This is a genomic window from Streptomyces sp. NPDC004721, assembly GCF_053601495.1.
Genome location: NZ_JBSGBZ010000053.1, coordinates 1 through 15,126, shown reverse-complemented (window position 1 = coordinate 15,126; position 15,126 = coordinate 1). Strand labels below are relative to the sequence as shown.

Here is a 15,126-nt window from a genome sequence, read left to right as displayed (position 1 = left end):
CCTTCCTTCCTGACACCCGAACCTCTCGCGGAAAGAAACCATGCACCAGCACTCGTCGCCCCGTGTTCCCCTGCACCGCAGATCCGCACTCGTCGCCCTGGCGGCGACCGGCACCCTGCTGTTGAGCGCCTGCTCCCAGTCGCCCAGCACCCACACCCCGGCATCCGGCACCGGCACACCCGTCGACGGCGGCACCCTGCGCTACGCCGTCACCGGATCGCCCGCCACTGCCAGTGACGACCCGCACGGCGGTCTCGGCAACGAGTCCGACGTCCTGCGGTTCGCCCTGACGTACGACGTGCTCACCGTCCCCGGCGAGGACGGCAAGCCCCAGCCGCGGCTCGCCACGTCGTGGAAGCCCAACGGCGCCATGAACCGTTGGACCCTCACCCTGCGCGAGGACGCCCGCTTCACCGACGGCACGCCGGTGCGCGCCGCCGACGTGCTGTACTCCCTGCGGCGGATCAGCAGCAAGGCCGCCGAAAACTACGGCCGGCTCGCCGACTTCGACATGGAGAAGTCCACGGCCCCCGACGAGCACACCGTCGTCCTGGCCACCCGCGCCCCGATGGCCGACGCACCCCGGGCGCTGGAATCCGTCACCTTCGTCGTACCCGAGGGCACCAAGGACTTCTCCCGCCCCGTCACCGGCTCGGGTCCCTACCGGGTGGAGCGGACCAGCGCCCAGACCACCGTCCTCGCCCGCAACGACAAGTGGTGGGGCGAGCGGCCGCACCTGGACCGGATAGAGATCCAGGCCGTCGCCGACCCGCAGGCGCGGGCCAACGCCGTCGCCTCAGGACAGGCCGACGTCGCCGGCAGCGTCAGCCCCGCCGCGGTCAAAAGCGCCGGCCATTCGGCGAAGACACAGGTGGTCCGGCGGAACGGAGTCACTGAATACCCGTTCATCATGCGCCTGGACACCAAACCGTTCGACGACCCCAGGGTCCGCGAGGCGTTCCGCCTGGCGGCCGACCGCAAGGCCCTGGTCGACACCGTGTTCCTGGGCTACGGCAAGGTCGCCAACGACCTTCCCACCCCCTACGACCCGTCGGCCCCCGAGGACCTGCCGCAGCGCACGCGTGACGTGGAGAAGGCCAGGAAGCTGCTGGCGGAAGCGGGCCACGCCCACGGACTGTCCGTCACCCTGCACACCACCACCTCCTACCCCGGCATGGACACCGCGGCCACGCTCTACGCCCAGCAGCTCTCCGACATCGGGGTCGACGCCAAGGTGAAGGTCGAGCCCGCCGACACCTACTGGACCGCCGTCTACGCCAAGAAGGCGTTCTACACGGGCTACTACGGCGGCATCTCCTTCCCTGACCTCGTCCGCGTCGGGCTGCTGTCCGACTCCCCGACCAACGAGACCGCCTGGCGCAGCAAGACCTTCGACAGTGGCTTCGCTCAGGCGATGTCCACCGCGAACGAGGCGCGGCGCGAGGAGCTGCTCTCGGGCATCCAGCGTGAGCTGTGGAAGGACGGCGGCTACGTCGTCTGGGGCACCGGGGACGGCCTGGACCTCACCGCGCCCGGCGTGCACGGACTGCCCGACGGGCCCGGCTTCCAGCGCATGTTCATCGACCAGGTGTGGATGGCGGAATGACCCTGCGCACCGTCAGCCGTGCCCTGCGCCCGGTCGGCCGTGTTCTGCGCCCGGTCGGCCGGGCCGGGGCCCTGGCCGTCGCCGTCACGGCCGTGGTCTTCACGGCCACCGAAGTGCTCCCTGGCGACGCCGGCGAGTTGAGGACGGCGGGTCGGGCCTCCGCGGAGGACATCGCGGCGCAGCGCGACCGGCTCGGGCTGGACCGGCCCGCCGTGGTGCGCTACATCGACTGGCTGTACGGCGTGATCCGGGGGGACCTGGGACACTCGCTGGCGGGGGACCGGCCGGTGGCGGCGCTGTTCGCGGAACGGCTGCCCGCCACCGCCGTCCTGGTCGCGGTGGCGCTGGCCGGCACCGTGCTGCTGACCGTGACGGCCCTGATCGTTACGTACCTGCGCGGCGGCCGGGGCGGCTCGGCCGCCACCGGGCTGGCCGCCGTGCCGCAGCCGGTCTACGCGGCGGTGCTCGGCGCGGTCCTGGCCGGGCTGCTGGGCTGGCTGCCTCCCGTGTCCCTGCTTGCACCCGGCGCCTCGCCCCTGGCCGATCCGCGGCTCCTGGCGCTGCCCGCCCTTACCCTGGCCCTGCCCTCGGCCGCGTTCGCCACCGTGCTGCTGCGCGGGGCGATGGGCGACGCCCTGCGCCGACCCCACGTGGCCGACGCGCGGCTGCGCGGCCTGCCCGCCCCGCTGGTGCTGTACCAGCACGTCCTGCCCTTCCTGTACGCGCCGGCGCTCCAGGTGACGGCCCTGCTGGCCGGCGGCCTCATGGCCGGAACCGCCCTGGCGGAGACGGTGTTCGGCTATCCGGGCACCGGGCAGCTCCTGGTGTCGGCCGTCGCGGTGCGGGACGTTCCCGTCATCCAGGCCACGGCCCTCCTGCCGGCCGCCGTGCTGCTGCTGGGCATGCTTCTGGCCGACCTGGCCGCCCGCCGTACCACGCTGCCGGGCCCGGCGCGGCATGGCGGCCGGGCCGTGCCGGAAACCGCGGGAGGGGGCGGGTGATGGACCGTTCCGTGCGGTCCTTCCAGGCTGCCGCCCGCCGGACGGTGCCTGGGGCCGCGGCCGTTGTCCTGCTGGTGGGCGTGCCGCTGGGCCGGTACGCCGCTCCCCACCCGCCGGAGCGGACGGTGGCCGCGCCCTGGACACCGCCCGGCGGACAACATCCCCTGGGCACCGACGTCCTGGGGCGCGACGTGCTGTCCCGGGTCCTGGCCGGGGGTACCCAGCTCCTGACCGTGTCTCTGCTCGCCGCGACCGCCGCTGTGGTCTGCGGCACGGCTCTCGGCCTCGCCGCGGGCTGGTCGGGCGGCCCTACCGCCCGTGCCGTGCGGGCCCTGTGCGACCTGCTCCTTGCCGTCCCTGCCCTCGTCTTGGCGCTGGTGCTGGCCACCGCCCTGCCGGGGGCCACGGCGGTCGTCGTGGCGGCGGTGCTCGCTGGCGCACCGCTGACCGCACGGGTCGTCGGCACGCAGTGCGCGCACCTGCGCGGCAGCGGCCACGTGCACGCCGCCGTCGAACGAGGCGAGCGCACACCTGCCGTCCTGCTCCACGAGGTGCTGCCCGCCCTGCGCCGCCTGGTCGCCGCCGACGCCGGACTCCGTCTGGTCACGGCACTGCAGATCGCGGCGGCCCTCGCCGTCCTCGGCCTGGGACCCCAGCCCCCGGCTCCCGACTGGGCGCTGATGCTCAGTGAGAACCTTCCCGGCGCCGCGCTCAACCCCCTGGCACTGCTGGCCCCAGCGGTTCCCCTGGCGGGCTGCGCCTGGGTGTTCGCCGCGGCTGCCCGGACAGCCGCCCGGACGCCGGGGGAGGCGCTATGACGGCCCGCGCCCGCACCGAGCCCGAAGAAGCCACCGTGCCGCTGCTGGCGGCCGAGGGACTGACCGTTCGCCGTGTCCACGACGGCGCCACCGTGCTGCCGCCGGTCGACCTGGAGATCGACTCCGGCCAGGTGCTGGCCGTCACGGGCCCGTCCGGTGCCGGAAAGTCCACCCTGCTCCGCGCCCTGCTCGACGTCCTTCCGGACGGCCTGCACCGCGCGGCCGGCACCGTGCGCTGGAGCGGGGCGACGGTACCGCGGGGCCGGGCGGCCAGGCGGTGGCGGCGTGCCCGGTGCGGCGTGCTGGGCCAGGACCCCGGCTTGGCCCTGAACCCGCTGTGGCGGGTCGACCGGCTGATCGTCGAGGAGTTCGCCGGCGACGCCGCCGCCCGCGTACAGCGGGTCGAGGCCTTGATGCACCGGCTGGGCCTTCCGCCCGGGCTCGCCTCCCGGCGCGCGGGGGAACTCTCCGGCGGGCAGGCCCAGCGGGTCGCCCTGGCCCGAGCCCTGTGTGCCGACCCCGAACTGCTGGTACTGGACGAGCCGACCTCGGCGCTGGACCGCGCCACGGCCGATCTGGTCGCCGAAGTGGTGCGCTCCCGGCGAGGTGTTCCCGGCCGGGGCGTCGTCCTGGTCACGCACGAGGCCCGGCTGGCCGCGGAACTGGCCGACCGGACCCTGGTGCTCGACGCCGACCCGCGGCCGGCCCCCGGCCCGGCACCCCAGGCACGTTCGGTACGGAATCCGATCCGGCCAACCACCCAACCCCCGGTGCCGGGGACCGGGCATCCGTCCCCGCCTGCGCGGGCCACCACCGTCCCCTCACCGTCCCTCGTGCTGTCGGCGCACGGCCTGACTCTGCTCACCCCGGACGGCACACCGCTGCTCGACCCCAGTGACCTGGATCTGCCGGCAGGTGGCTGGCTTGCCGTCATGGGAGCGTCGGGAACCGGAAAGACGACCCTGCTGCACGCCCTGGCAGGCCGCCGCCCACCGGCCGGCGGACAGTTGCTGCTGCACGGACGCCCGCTGCCCTGGGCCACCCGCCTGCGTGACCCGCGGATGCTGCGAGCCGTCCAACTGGCCGGACAGGACACGGTGACGGAACTCAACCCGGCGCACACCGCCGGCCGGTCGGTGGCCCGGCCGCTGAAGGTGTTCCACGGCATGACCGGAACCGCCGGGCGGGAACGGGCGAGGGAACTTCTCGAAGCCGTGGGACTCCCCGCCGAACTGTCCGACCGCAGACCGTCGACGCTCTCCGGTGGCCAGCGCCGTCGGGTCGTCCTCGCCCGGGCCCTCGCCGCCGGCCCCGACGTGCTGCTCCTCGACGAGCCCACCGCGGGCCTGGACCCGGCCTCGGCGCGAGTCGTCCTCGACCTGCTGGACCGGCTGCGCAGGAGCGGCCCGGCGGTCCTGACCGTCACCCACGACGCCGACACGGCCGCCCGCGCCGACCGCGTCCTGCACCTGACCGGGCGCCGCCTGACCACGGGGTCGCCCGTGGCCCCCGACCATTCCCACCACGATTGAACGGAGCACCCCGGTGTCCGACAACAGCACGGCTGAACACACCGCACGGATCGCGGACCTGCTGTCCGCACACCCCTGGGTGGCGCGGGCACGCCCCGCACCCGACGGCGGCGTCCTGGTCGTCCCGCACCCGAGCGCGGTGGCCGCCTCACCCGAACCGGGCCCCCTGCTGCGCGAGCACCTCGAACAGTGGGCCGAGGTATACGAATGGGTGTACGAAACAGGGGAGGGCCGGCACGCCGACGACCTGGACCTGTCCGGATGGCGGGCCTCCGACACCGGGGCGCCGCTGCCCGAGGCCCACATGCGCGACTGGGTGGACCGCACCGTGGACCTCGTCCTGGCCCAGAACCCGACCAGACTGCTGGAACTCGGCTGCGGCACTGGCCTGCTCGCCCACCGCCTGCACCCGCGCCTCCACGGGTACGTCGGCACCGACGTCGCCCAGGTCGCGGTGGACCGCCTCACCACCGCCGGCCTGCCCCGCACCGGGTTCGTCCGGGCCGCCGCCCACGAGACGGCCGCCTCCCAGGTGTGGAACGCCATGGACGCCGTCTTCGGCCCCGATGCGCTCCCCGACTGCGTGCTGCTCAACTCAGTCACCCAGTGCTTCCCCGACCTGGCCTATCTGACGGCCGTTCTGCACGGGGCGCTGTCCGCCGTCGAGAACGGCGGCACCGTGATCGTGGGGGACATCCGGCACTCCGGCCTGCTGCTCGACCACTTCAGCCAGCTGGAACGGGCGCGCGACCCCGAGGCGGACAACACAACGATCGCCGCCAGGGCCGCGGCCTCAGCCGAGGCCGACGAGGAACTGTCCTTCACCCCCGCGGCCGTCTCCGCCGCGCTCGCCGCCCAGCCGCGGCCGGTCCGCATGAGCGTCCACGCCCGCACCATGGCCGAGGACACCGAACTCACCCGATACCGCTACGACGTCGTCCTGCACGTCGGCCCGCACACCGGCGGACCAGGCGCTCAACGTGTGCGCCGGACGTCCTGGGACGAACACCGGGGGAGCAGTACCCGGGAAGCACTGCGCACCGCGCTCCGCGGCGGCCCCGTCGTCGTCCACGGCATCCCCAACGCCCTGCTCCGCGACGCGCCGGGAGCGGTGACCCCGTACGCCCTGCGCCAGGCCCTGGACGGAGCGGACGCCGCCGTACTGCTCGACGTCGCCGACCCCCGCACACTGGCCGTGGCGGCACCAGCGCACTGCGCCCCCACCGCGGCCGAAGACGCCCCGAAGCCTTCCGGCCCGGCCGCGCACGAGCCGTTCCCCCTGTTCGCACGGCGCCGCCTGCCCGAAGTGCTGCGTGACCACCTGCGCCAAGCCGAGCCGTACACGACACCGCCGGCGATCACCGTGGTGGACGGCATCGAGGACGGCCACCCGTGAACGAGGAACTCAACGACGCCGCCCTCACCGGGCTGCCCGGCGTGAGGCACTGGCAGCTCCTTGGTGACGACGAGCAGGACACCCTGTTGGTGGCAGGACCGCCTCCGGCCACGGGGGAGACATCCGCTCTGGGCCAGGACGATGCCCGCGCCGCGAGCCGGGCCGCAGACGACGGTGACGCCGCCGTACGCGGTACCGACCTGGCCGCTCTCCCAACACTGATGCGGCAGCTCGACGAGACGGCACTGCTGACGATGGCCCGGGTGCTGGACCGGACCCGCCTGTTCCGCGACGGCGGCCGACACGGCACCGACGAGGTCCTCGCAGCCCTGGCGGTCGCACCCCGGCACGCGTGGATCGTACGGCGCTGGCTGCGCACCCTGACCGCCGAGGGCCGGCTCGGCCTGGACGCGTCGACGGGCCGCCACCACTCCCTGGAGGTGCCCGACCGCCGCGACCACGCCCGGGCGCTGCGCGAGCTGGACGCCGCCTGCCGGGGCCTGGGCTACCCGGCGTCCATGACCCGTTTCTTCCGGGCCGCGGCCGAGCGACTGCCGCTGCTCCTCCAGGACCGCGCAACCCTGCACGAGGTGCTCTTCCCCGACGGGGAGACGAGCACCGCGCAGGGCAACTACCGCGACAGCGTCCCCAGCCGCTGGGCCAATCACGCCGCCGCGTCCCTGATCGCCGAAGAGGCCCATCGAAGGGCGGCGTCGACTCCTCTGCGCGTCCTGGAAGCGGGCGCCGGAGTGGGCGGTACCACCGGCACCGTCCTGGAAGCCCTCGGCGACACTCCCGTCGACTATCTCTTCACGGACGTCTCCCCGTTCTTCCTACGGGTGGCCAAGGACGTCTTCGGCGACCGCCCCGGACTGCGGCACGCCCTGTTCGACATCCAGGCCGACCCGCTCGCGCAGGGCTTCGTGGCAGGCTCCCAGGACGTCGTCCTGGCGGCGAACGTCCTGCACAACGCACGGCACGCCGGCCGGTCCCTAGCGGCCCTGCGGGAGCTGCTGGCGCCCGACGGACTGCTGGTCCTGGTGGAGTCGTGCCAGGAGCACTACCAGGCGCTCACCTCCATGTACCTGCTGATGTCGCCCGCGCCCGACGAGCAGGGCTGGTTCACGGACCTGCGAGCCGGCCAGGACCGGGTCTTCCTCACCGCACAGGAGTGGGCACGGCAACTGGATGCTGCCGGCTTCGACCCGCTGCCCGTCCTCCCACACGGAACACATCCCCTGGCCACGGCGGCGGGCCAGCGTGTCATCGCGGGCCGTGTCAGAACCCACGGCGCCAGGCCGGACCCCGGCCGCGTCCGCGCCGCACTCGCCGACCGGCTGCCTCCTGCCGTCCCCCTCCCACGGATCCACGCTGTGGACGACATCATCCGCACCACCCTCCCGACTGGAGCTTCCCGTTGACCTCCTCCTCCGCCCCCGACCACACCGCCGACGCGTCCACGGCGCCGGCCGACCTCGTGGACGCCGTCCGCGCCGTCTGGGCCGACGCCTTGGAGACCGACCTCGCCTCCGTGCCGGCGCACGCGAGCTTCCTCAACCTGGGAGGTGACTCCGTCCTGGCCGTCCGCATGGCCGCGATGCTCCGCAAACGGCTGAGCACGCCGCTTGCCCTGGCGGATGTGCGCGTCGAGCAGAGTGCCGCGCAACTCGCCGCCCTTGTCCACGAACGAAGCACCGGCACCGGCGCGCTGCGACCGCTGCCCCTGGACCTGCGCCGACGCGAGGACCCGGACGCCCCGTTCCCGCTCCTGCCGCTCCAGCAGGGCTACTTCGTGGGCCAGCAGGACGCCTGGGAGCTGTCCTACCGATCGGCCCATCACTACGTGGACATCGGGCTGGAGGACATCGACGCCGACGAAGCCCCCGAAGCGCTGCAAGACGCCCTGGAGAGACTGGCCGAGCACCAGGCCGTCCTGCGGGCCCGCATCCGGCCCGACGGCCGGCAGCACATCCTGCCCCTCGACGATCCGCAGGCGATACCGCACCTGCGGATCACCGACCTGCGCGACGCCGACGAGGAGACGGCCGCCGCCCGGCTCGCCGAGATCCGGCACGAGATGAGCACCCAGGGCCCCGACCCGTCCCAGGGCTGCGGCCTGGACATGCGCCTGACCCTTATGCCCGGCGACCGCGCGCGGCTGCACTCCTCCACCAGCCTGCTCATCATCGACGGCTGGTCCTCCAGCGTCTTCTACCGCGACCTGTTCGCCCTGGTCTCCGACTACAACGCCGTCCTCGCGCCCCTGGACATCGACTACGGCGACTACGTGACGACCCTGCGGGACCTGCCCGGCACACAGGCGTGGCAGCAGGACCGCGACTGGTGGTGGGACCGGCTCGACGGCTTCCCCCTGCCGCCGGCCCTGCCGCTGGTGGCCGACCCCGGGGAGGTGCGCCCCACCCTGATGGGCACCCGGCAGGCGGTACTGGACCCTCAGCGCTGGTCGACACTGCGCCGTCTGTGCACCGAACACGGCGTGACCCCGTCCGCAGCGATGTTCGCCGCCTTCTCCGCAGCCGTCGCCCGGGCCTGCGGCCACCGTCGCTTCCTGCTCAACACCCTGCAGCTGAACCGGCTCCCGCTCCATCCCGACGTGTCCAGGCTGGTGGGAGCCTTCTCCTCCACCATGCTGCTGCCCGTCGACCTGCCGCTGGCCCCGGTCTTCGCCGACCTCGCCACCCGGGCCCAGCAGGACATCGGCGACGCGCTCGCCCACCACCTGATCACCGGTGTGGAGGTCTCCCGCGAACTCGGCCGCCGGCGAGGCACCCACCGCCCGGTGGCCCCCGTCGTCTTCCAGTCCACCCTGGGTGTGGACGCGGCACTGGGCAGCGAGGTGCCGCAGGAGGCCGGACCGCTCGGAGAGATCGACCTGTCGAGCCACCACCAGCAGCTGCGGACGCCCCAGGTGGCCCTGGAGGCGCGCCTGTTCGAACTGCGTGGAGAACTCGTCGTCGCCTTCTCACTGGTGGAGGAACTGTTCGCGGCCGAGGACGTCGACCGTATGTTCGGCGATCTCATGGCCACCGTGGAGTCGCTGGTCGAACCGGACGGCTGGTCCGCCCTGGTCGAACTGCCCGAGGCGGTCGACGCTGAGCAGGCGGAGACGACTCGGCAGGCACCCGGACGACGCCTGTCCGTACCCGCGACGACGGCCGACGGAGCGGAGCCGGGACCGCCCCGGGACGAGGTGGAACGGGCCGTCGCCGCGCACTGGCAGAAGCTGCTGGACTGTGCGGTGGACGAGCGCACCGCCGACTTCTTCGCGCTCGGCGGCGACTCGCTGCTCGCCGTGCGGATGCTCGCATCACTCGCGCGGGAGGGACTGGGACGGGTGACACCGCGCCGCTTCCTCCGGCAGCCGACGGTGGCGGGACTCGGCGCCGCGTTGCGGGAACCGGACGAACGGTGACTGGAGTGCGGCGGGGGCGGAGGCCGTCCCCGCCGCACACCGACGTCAGCCGCCCAGGCCGGCGTCCTCGCGGAAGAGTTCCTGGTCCAGCCAGACCGCGGCACGGGCGCCGTCGGCGGCCCCCGTGACCACGAAGGTGAGAGCGTCCGGCAATGCCTCCAGACGGGCGGTGTCCCCGGCCGCGTACACACCCGGCACGGAGGTGCGCTGGAACTCGTCCACCCGCACACAGCCGTCCGGCAGGATCCGGCACCCCAACTGCTTGGCCAGCAGGGAGTGCTGGCGGGTGGGCGCCCGATGGTAGACGCCTTGCCGTTCGAGAACCCGGCCGTCGGCGAGGACCATGCGGAGTGCACCTGCCTCGCCCTCGATCCGGGCCACGGCCGTCTCCTCCACGGTGATACCGGCATCGGCGAGCTTGCCCGCGGCCTGTTCGGGCACCGGGTGTCCGTTGGTGCACACGACCACGTCGTCACTGAAGCGGTCGGCCACGTACAGGGCCTGCATGACCTGCGGCAGTTCATGCCCCATGACGGCCAGGCTCATCCCGCTGGTCTCCCAGCCGTGGCAGAACGGGCAGTGGTACACCCCCCGGCCGAACAGCGCGGACAGCCCTTCCACTTGCTCGTCGAGCACGTCGACCTGCCCCGTGGCGAGGACCAGTTTGCGGGTCCGCTCCACCGTCCCGTCCGTCAGCGTCACGGCGAACCCCGGCGGCTCGGACACGGCGGCCGTGACGGTCGCCTCACGTACGGCCACGTTCGGGTAGGCGGTGAGCTGCTCCCGGCCTATGCGGCGCAGTTCCGCGGGCGGGAACCCGTCACGGCTGAGAAGCATGTGCATCTGCGCCGCGGGCGCGTTGCGCGGGCGGCCCGAGTCCAGCAGGAGGACCCGCCTGCGCTGACGCCCTGACACCAGCGCGGTGTTGAGGCCCGCAGGCCCCCCGCCGACCACGATCACGTCGTACATCGTCTGTCACTCTCCTCCGTAGTACGCCACTGTAGCTGTGATAATAATTATCATTTTCAGTTACTGGCTGGCGGCGGGGAAGGCGAGGAACACAGGTGCAGGGGCCCTCATGCCGCTTTTTCGATGTGGTCGCACAGGCCTTGCCGCGGCACGGCGTGGACTACGTGGATGCTGCCGGTGAGGAAAGGGCCGTGGCGTGGGTGCTGGGCGGCGCGGAGACCGCCGGACTGGTGGCGGCGGCCGATGAGGACGTGCGGCGACGCGGGGTCTGGTCCGGGCGGGAGTGCTCTTCCTGCGCTTTGCCGAACGAGCGCTTTTGGCGGGTACCTCGCTGCTCGGGGGTGCACACGGTTCGCCGTCGCTCCGGTGTGGCCGTCCGGGCACGCCAGGCGTGCCCGGACGGCCGCGGAAGCGATGTGGGTCACCAACTGCTCTTGGTCACACCGGGGAGCTCGCCCGCGTGGGCCATCTCGCGTACGCGGATGCGGGACAGGCCGAAGGCGCGCAGGTGGCCGCGGGGGCGCCCGTCCACGCAGTCGCGGTTGCGCAGGCGGGTGGCGCTGGCGTCGCGGGGCTGCCGGCGCAGTTCCCGCTGGGCGGCGGCGCGCTCGTCGTCGGATGTCCGGGGCGAAGAGATGATCGCCTTCAGCGCGGCGCGGCGCGCGGCGTAGCGGGCCACGACGAGGCGTCGTTGCTCGTTCTTCGCGATCTTGCTCTTCTTCGCCATCAGACCTTCCCTCCCCGGGCGCGGATGCGGGCCACCGCGGCCTCGATGCCGATCGTGTCGACCGTCTTGATGCCCTTGGCGGAGAGGGTGAGTCGGACGTGGCGGCCTTCGCTCGGCAGCCAGTAGCGCTTGCGCTGGATGTTGGGGTCGAAACGGCGCTTGCTGCGCCGGTGGGAGTGGGAGATGTGATGGCCGAAGCCGGGCTGTCGATCGGTGAGTTGACAGTGGGCGGACATGTTTCCTCCTCGTGCGTGGATCGTGGTGCCGTGTGCGTTTCTTGCGAGGGCGGGTGATTGCGACCTGGTGCGGGGCAGCACAGTAGCAGCTAGATGAAAATGAAAACCAATCTCTTGTATAGTGCGTGTCCATGTCCAGAAACGAACTGCGTCCGATCATCAAGCTCAGGTCCACCGCCGGCACCGGCTACACCTATGTGACCCGCAAGAACCGCCGTAACGACCCCGACCGCCTGACGCTGCGCAAGTACGACCCGGTCGTCGGTCGCCACGTCGACTTTCGTGAGGAGCGCTGAGTACCGTGAAGCCCGGAATCCACCCCGAGTACCGCCCGGTCGTCTTCCGTGACCGGGTCGCCGACTTCGCCTTCCTCACTCGGTCGACGGCCACCAGTGACAAGACCGTCGAGTGGGAGGACGGCAACACCTACCCGGTCATCGACGTCGAGATCTCCTCGGCGAGCCATCCCTTCTACACCGGCACCCAGCGGGTCCTGGACACCGCGGGGCGCGTCGAGCGCTTCGAGCGGCGCTACGGACGCGGACAGGGCCGGCAGTGAGCAGGGACCAGGCGCGGCTGCCGGTCGCGATCGTCGCCGGGCTGCACGCCGACGCCCGCCGGGCCGCCGTCGAGGAAATCCTGCGCACGGTGCCCCGCTCGGTCGCGCTGCACCACGACCTGACGTCCGCCGCCGACAGTACGGTGCACCGCACCGTACGCGATGCCGGCGGCCTGCTGGGCAGCGGTGACGCACCCCTGGTGAACGACTGCGCGTGCTGCGCGCTGCGCGAGGACCTCGTCCCCGAACTGCTGCGGCTGGCCGAGGAGGGAACGCACCGGCTGGCCGTCGTGGAACTGTGGGACTCCGTCGAACCCCAGGGCATGGCCGCGGTCATCGCCGCCGCGGGCGTACCGCTGGCGCTGACCGGGGTCGCCACCGCGATCGACCCGGCACTCGTCCTGCCCTACCTGTCCAACGGCGACGACCTGGCCGACGTCGGCCTCGCCGCCGCCCCGACCGACCAGCGCACCATCGCCGACACCTTCGCCCGGCAACTGGAATACCCCACGGTGATCGCCCTCGCCGAGGACGGCTCGGGCGCAGCGGGCGGCGAGCCCGCCGACGACACCGACCACGCGCTGCTCGCCCAGCTCACGCCGGGCGCACGAAAGGTACGCGTGGGAAGCGCTGCCCTGCAGACCGCTCTGCTGGCGGGCTTCGACGTCGACGCGGCCGCCGCTCGCCTGCATCCCGCGTGCGCGCTGTTGCCGCAGGAGTGCGACGAGCACGGCGTGAGCACCTTCGTCTGGCGGCGGACACGCCCCTTCCACCCGCAGCGCCTCTACGCGGCACTGGAGGACCTGACCTGCGCCGCCGCCCGCAGCCGTGGGCGGTTCTGGCTGGCAGACCGCCCCGACACCCTGCTGTCGTGGGACGCCGCCGGCGGCGCGCTGTGCGTGGAGTCGGCCGGACCCTGGCTGGCGGCCCTGCCCGATGCCGCCTGGGAGGTGATGCCCGCGGAACGCCGCCTGGCCGCCTCCGTGGACTGGCACCCCGAACACGGCGACCGCTGCCAGTACTTCACCTTCACCTCGCCCGGTCTGGACAGCGACGGTCTGCAGGTGCTGCTCGACTCGTGCCTGCTCACCGACAACGAGTACGCGGCCGGCAGCGATCGTTGGAAGCAACTTCCGCACGCCTTCGACGACTTGCTCGACCCAGTGACCTGAACCGCGACCGTCCGCGCATTCCACCGCACCCCCTTGAGGGAGGATCCGACCATGCCCCGACGCCCAAGCACCCGGCGGCAGACCGCCAAGCCGCAGCGAGCCAACTCGCTGGACGCCGCCGGCATCACATACGTCGACTATAAGGACACTGACCTGCTGCGGAAGTTCATCTCCGACCGCGGAAAGATCCGCAGCCGTCGGGTGACCCGCGTGACGCGTCAGCAGCAGCGGCAGGTGGCGCAGGCCATCAAGAACGCACGAGAGATGGCACTCCTTCCCTACAGTTCCCGATAGCCGGGAACGCGTTGAGTCAACGCTGCTCGTACGGGGCCGACGGCTCCTCGACCCGTCTGACCGCGTTCGCGTCCAGCAGCGGGGGCCAGGCCGCCGAGGAGCCCAGCCTGCCCTTGGGTTCCAGATGCCCGTGACCTTCACCCACGTGTCCGTCGCCGGGGCGTCCGCGCCGCGGACCTCCACATGCGTCGGCTGTTGAGCACACTCTCCGAGCGCTGGTGAAACGCAAGTTGCTCCCTCTAGCCGGTTGTCGATCTGAGTACGTGCGCCCCTGCGGTCACTCTCTCGCTTGTCGTCGGGCTATGGGTAGCTGCGTTCGTTCGGTCACGCTGGGGGCGAGGGCGGCCAGGAGTTGGACAGCCTTGGTGACATAGCGGTAGGCCGTGGTGGTTGCGACGCCGAAACCCGGCTGCGAGCTGGGCATATGTGTGGGCCACCCGCAGATGGGCGAGTGTCAGCAGGGCCTGGCGGCCGGCGCTCAGGCGCCGCTAACGGGGGCGGATCGCATGGCGGTGCCGCCGTAACTGCTGCGTGAGGAGACGGAGGTCAGAGCTGGACACGTCGACGCCCGACGGGTGGACAAGCACGTGAAGCCTTTGGCGGAAACGGTTCTCTTGGTCGGAAACCCATCTACCAGGGCCACGTTGTCAGCCCAACTGCAGTACTCCAGAGGCAGGTCGGAAAGGGCTCAGTGAGTCGTTCGATCACCATCGTGGCTGCGCACTTGATCGAGGTCTGGCTCATCGTAGGTCCAGCCCAGGTCTGGGAAGGGAACAGGGGCGTGGCCGGGTCGGTCGAGTTCGGCGGTGGAGTCGGCGACATCGGGACACTCCCGGGTCAGGTACGGATGAACGTGCAGAGCTCGGCATCCAGCAACGCGGGACTGGGAGGGTCTCGGGATACTGCAGGGTGCGACAATCTGGCCGTGTCTGAGGAGTTGTCGCGCTGGTATCGGGGCCGCCTGGTCGTGGGTCCGTTCAGGCCGTTCGACGTCTGTGAGCTTGAAGAGCTCGAACGGGAGATCGGGCTGCCTCTGCCGTCTTCGTACCGTTCGTTCCTAGAAGCTGGGGGTGGGGAGGGCCTCACCTACTCGGTTTGCTTGCCGGCCTGTGAACCGGAGCGGGTTCAGAGCTTCGACGACCTCTACCAACTCGGCCGTGACGGCGACGGCGAATACGGCTGGGGTACTTTGCTGGGCGAGTATCGCCGTAGCCGTGACGGGTGGCTTGCCGATGAGGTCTCGCTGGCCGGTCTTCTCCCGATCGCTCGCAACGGCGGCAGTGACACCCTGTTCCTGGACTTGAACCCGGGCACCCACGGTCAGCTTCATGCCTTCGTGCATGGCATCCCTCACCCTGGATACCTGTCGAAGGGGGTCTTCAC

Annotated in this window: 16 protein-coding genes and 1 pseudogene; 12 read left to right on the top strand and 5 right to left on the bottom strand. The window is 72.1% G+C overall.

Going from position 1 to position 15,126, the window contains the following annotated elements:
- Positions 1–40 precede the first annotated feature (40 nt).
- The 7 genes from ACWEK3_RS33475 to ACWEK3_RS33445 are packed head-to-tail and all read left to right on the top strand — an operon-like array spanning position 41 to position 9,786.
- Positions 41–1,606, top strand: a complete 1,566-nt coding sequence (locus tag ACWEK3_RS33475) for an ABC transporter substrate-binding protein (protein WP_453251371.1) — start codon at positions 41–43, stop codon at positions 1,604–1,606.
- A complete protein-coding gene (locus ACWEK3_RS33470) occupies positions 1,603–2,607 on the top strand; it encodes an ABC transporter permease (protein ID WP_453251370.1) in 1,005 nt (334 codons plus the stop codon). The genes ACWEK3_RS33475 and ACWEK3_RS33470 overlap by 4 nt, the downstream gene beginning before the upstream one ends.
- Positions 2,607–3,425: an ABC transporter permease gene (locus tag ACWEK3_RS33465; RefSeq protein WP_453251369.1), complete on the top strand. Its 819-nt coding sequence runs from the start codon at positions 2,607–2,609 to the stop codon at positions 3,423–3,425. The genes ACWEK3_RS33470 and ACWEK3_RS33465 overlap by 1 nt, the downstream gene beginning before the upstream one ends.
- On the top strand, positions 3,422–4,957 hold the full coding sequence (locus ACWEK3_RS33460) for an ABC transporter ATP-binding protein (RefSeq protein ID WP_453251368.1): 1,536 nt from the start codon (positions 3,422–3,424) through the stop codon (positions 4,955–4,957). Before ACWEK3_RS33465 ends, ACWEK3_RS33460 begins: the two co-directional genes overlap by 4 nt.
- A gap of 13 nt (positions 4,958–4,970) precedes the next feature.
- Positions 4,971–6,353, top strand: a complete 1,383-nt coding sequence (locus ACWEK3_RS33455) for a class I SAM-dependent methyltransferase (RefSeq protein WP_453251367.1) — start codon at positions 4,971–4,973, stop codon at positions 6,351–6,353.
- A complete protein-coding gene (locus ACWEK3_RS33450; protein ID WP_453251366.1) occupies positions 6,350–7,774 on the top strand; it encodes a class I SAM-dependent methyltransferase in 1,425 nt (474 codons plus the stop codon). Before ACWEK3_RS33455 ends, ACWEK3_RS33450 begins: the two co-directional genes overlap by 4 nt.
- Positions 7,771–9,786 carry a condensation domain-containing protein gene (locus ACWEK3_RS33445; RefSeq protein WP_453251365.1) on the top strand — a complete coding sequence of 672 codons (2,016 nt, stop codon included), beginning with the start codon at positions 7,771–7,773 and terminating at the stop codon, positions 9,784–9,786. Before ACWEK3_RS33450 ends, ACWEK3_RS33445 begins: the two co-directional genes overlap by 4 nt.
- A gap of 45 nt (positions 9,787–9,831) precedes the next feature.
- Here ACWEK3_RS33445 and ACWEK3_RS33440 read toward each other — a convergent pair whose 3' ends face one another.
- From ACWEK3_RS33440 to rpmB, 3 genes are all read right to left on the bottom strand, one after another.
- Positions 9,832–10,755: an NAD(P)/FAD-dependent oxidoreductase gene (locus ACWEK3_RS33440; protein WP_453251364.1), complete on the bottom strand. Its 924-nt coding sequence runs from the start codon at positions 10,753–10,755 to the stop codon at positions 9,832–9,834.
- Positions 10,756–11,176: 421 nt separating this feature from the next.
- Positions 11,177–11,482 (bottom strand): 30S ribosomal protein S14, encoded by a 306-nt coding sequence (gene rpsN, locus ACWEK3_RS33435; protein WP_450546928.1) that lies wholly within the window; start codon positions 11,480–11,482, stop codon positions 11,177–11,179.
- A complete protein-coding gene (gene rpmB / locus ACWEK3_RS33430) occupies positions 11,482–11,718 on the bottom strand; it encodes a 50S ribosomal protein L28 (RefSeq protein WP_361421660.1) in 237 nt (78 codons plus the stop codon). The genes rpsN and rpmB overlap by 1 nt, the downstream gene beginning before the upstream one ends.
- Positions 11,719–11,849: 131 nt before the next feature.
- Between rpmB and rpmG the strand changes: the two genes are divergently transcribed.
- The 4 genes from rpmG to rpsR are packed head-to-tail and all read left to right on the top strand — an operon-like array spanning position 11,850 to position 13,743.
- Positions 11,850–12,014, top strand: coding sequence for a 50S ribosomal protein L33 (gene rpmG, locus ACWEK3_RS33425; protein ID WP_225077651.1), 165 nt, complete (start codon positions 11,850–11,852; stop codon positions 12,012–12,014).
- Positions 12,015–12,019: 5 nt separating this feature from the next.
- Positions 12,020–12,277, top strand: a complete 258-nt coding sequence (locus ACWEK3_RS33420; RefSeq protein ID WP_450546930.1) for a type B 50S ribosomal protein L31 — start codon at positions 12,020–12,022, stop codon at positions 12,275–12,277.
- A complete protein-coding gene (locus ACWEK3_RS33415) occupies positions 12,274–13,449 on the top strand; it encodes a CobW family GTP-binding protein (RefSeq protein WP_453251363.1) in 1,176 nt (391 codons plus the stop codon). Before ACWEK3_RS33420 ends, ACWEK3_RS33415 begins: the two co-directional genes overlap by 4 nt.
- Positions 13,450–13,500: 51 nt before the next feature.
- On the top strand, positions 13,501–13,743 hold the full coding sequence (gene rpsR, locus ACWEK3_RS33410; protein WP_453251362.1) for a 30S ribosomal protein S18: 243 nt from the start codon (positions 13,501–13,503) through the stop codon (positions 13,741–13,743).
- A gap of 16 nt (positions 13,744–13,759) precedes the next feature.
- Here the strand turns inward: rpsR and ACWEK3_RS33405 are convergent, their stop codons facing one another.
- Both ACWEK3_RS33405 and ACWEK3_RS33400 read right to left on the bottom strand, forming a co-directional pair.
- Positions 13,760–13,888 carry a hypothetical protein gene (locus tag ACWEK3_RS33405; RefSeq protein ID WP_453251361.1) on the bottom strand — a complete coding sequence of 43 codons (129 nt, stop codon included), beginning with the start codon at positions 13,886–13,888 and terminating at the stop codon, positions 13,760–13,762.
- A 174-nt stretch (positions 13,889–14,062) separates the two neighbouring features.
- Positions 14,063–14,330, bottom strand: a pseudogene (locus ACWEK3_RS33400) (helix-turn-helix domain-containing protein); the annotation flags it as partial.
- 338 nt (positions 14,331–14,668) lie between these two features.
- Here ACWEK3_RS33400 and ACWEK3_RS33395 point away from each other — a divergent pair.
- The coding region (locus ACWEK3_RS33395) for an SMI1/KNR4 family protein (RefSeq protein WP_453251360.1) at positions 14,669–15,126 on the top strand (458 nt) is incomplete at its 3' end.